This is a genomic window from Marinospirillum sp. (genome assembly GCF_014859565.1).
Window position 1 is genome coordinate 1 of the sequence record NZ_JACUUA010000373.1, and the last position, 2,269, is coordinate 2,269.

Annotated in this window: 1 protein-coding gene; it reads right to left on the reverse strand. The window is 48.4% G+C overall.

The window, feature by feature from the left end; genetic code table 11:
- Positions 1-2,269: bifunctional diguanylate cyclase/phosphodiesterase (locus tag IBX50_RS19810; protein WP_292258117.1), on the reverse strand; the 2,269-nt coding region annotated here is incomplete at both ends.

Below are 2,269 nucleotides of genomic sequence, written 5' to 3' on the forward strand. Positions count from 1 at the left end.
CTTGATGACATCTATCGGGAAGTGTTTGATGTAGTGGTAAGACGAAAAGCCTGAGCCAAAATCATCAATGGCAAAGTGGAATCCTTCCATTTTCAGATCCAACACAAATTTTTCCAGCAGTGCCATGTTGCTGACAGTTTCCCGCTCAGTCAGCTCAAACACCACACGACTGGTGGATACACCATAATCCACTGCCAGACGATGCACCTTGCCAATAAACTCACCAATGATCAGCGAACGAGGTGACAGATTAATAAAAATCTGACCTTCATACCCCTGCTGCTGGATCTGCTCAAAAGCCTTTTCGATCAGTTGGTAATCCATCTTGTGCACTACACCGATGGTTTCGGCCACATCAATAAATTCAAAGGCAGAAATTACCTTGTCACCCAGCTGGATACGCATCAGCAGTTCATGGATAACAATTTCGCCGGTTTTTAAATCAATAATCGGCTGGAAATAAGGAATGATACGGCGCTCTTCCAGAGCATTCAGTACCATCTGGCTTTTTTCACCAACCTCTTTAAAAACCTCAGCCACTTCGTTTTCAGCAGGCAGCGCAATGGAGTTTTTACCACTGCGTTTGGCCTTGTACATCATGTTGTCAGCCATCACAAACAGGTCTGTGGGGTTCTGACCATGTTGCGGGTAAACAGCCACACCCACAGAGCTGGTGGCACGAACACTGTTGCCTTCCGGGGTGATCAGTGACAGCTTTTCCAACTGTTCCATAATACGTTGCGCCACACTATGCGCCTGCTCTTCACCAGCCTCCGGCAGAATAATGGTGAACTCATCACCACCATAACGAGCCAGTACATCACCCGGCCGTACAGCCTGCTGTAAAACACCGGCAAACCCTTGCAGGAACTGATCACCAAAACTGTGTCCATAACGGTCATTCACTGTCTTGAAGTTATCCAGATCCAACATCAGCAGACTGAAATGCACATCATGCCGTTGGGAACGACCAATCTCATAACCCAGCAATTCCTTGAACATACGCTGGTTATACAGGCTGGTGAGTGGATCACGGGTGGCGTAATACTCCAGATCCTGAGTGTATTTGTAGATAGCCTTCACCGAACCAACCAAGTTCAGCAGGGTGGTCAGAATGCTGCCAATTACCATATGGCGAATTGGATCTTTTGCCATTTCTGACTGCACACCAATCCCCACCACACCACCAATTTTGGGTGTTTCAAGCATCAGTGAACGGGTTTGTAAATCCACATCCTGCAGGGTCAGGATGCCCTGCAGATCCTGCTCTTCCGTGGAGGGGTCAGCCACGTGATGTTCAATATTAAGAATTGGAATACCGGTATGAAAATGTGGATGGCTGGACAACTGGCTGATGACCACCTTTTCAAACATCTGTCGTGTGCCTTCGGAGACATTAAAACGCCAGAAGATTTCCAGCTCATAACCTTCATCTTCAACCTGAAACACCGTCACCAGTGAATGAGCCACTAGGATGGTGTTGATATCAATCAGCAGGTCTTTGATGAAGTCGCGCCAGTCTCGCACAATATCCGAGGTGATGATGAACTTGCCCAGCAGGCGTATCTCAAACTCCAGGATGTCCTTGTCCACTGCCACATCCTTGAGCTGCTCCACCAGTAGGTTAACACTGCGAAAGGCATCATCCAGCTCAGTGAAATGGAAGTTGGTCTGGGTCATATCCAGCTGGCGGAAATCCTTGACTGAGTTGACCTGCTCCAGACGCTCCTTGAAGCCATCGGTGGCCTTCTGGATACGACGTGCAACATAACGACTCACCAGTGCCGCCATCACCAGCATTAGAAAGCCGAAGCCCAGAAACATGGCAATGTTATTACGTCGAACTTCAGCACTAATCGGGCGCATATCCTGCTGGATATCAATGACACCAAGCACATCACCCACTTCAGCATTCAGGTGACAGGACAGACATTCACCTCGTGCCTGCATCGGATAAATCCGCCGCATCAGACCATCCGTTTCCATCAGTAACTCTTCACCACTGGCAAAAACACCCTGCACCGATGCATCCAATGTCGGTTGGTTGATCTCACCAAACAGCTCTTCTACCTTGCTGCCACGATAAATCTCAACATCAAACGGACTGGTAACAAACGCATCACGCGTGCCTTGCAGAAAATCTTCCAGCTGCTCTCTTGTCCAGCCCATACGCATCACCTGAAACATTGAGTTAAAGGTTTGCTGGGCAATACTGTGAGAGGTTTGTACCGCCTGGCGAGCAAGAATATTCTCATACAGCAGGGAGGCA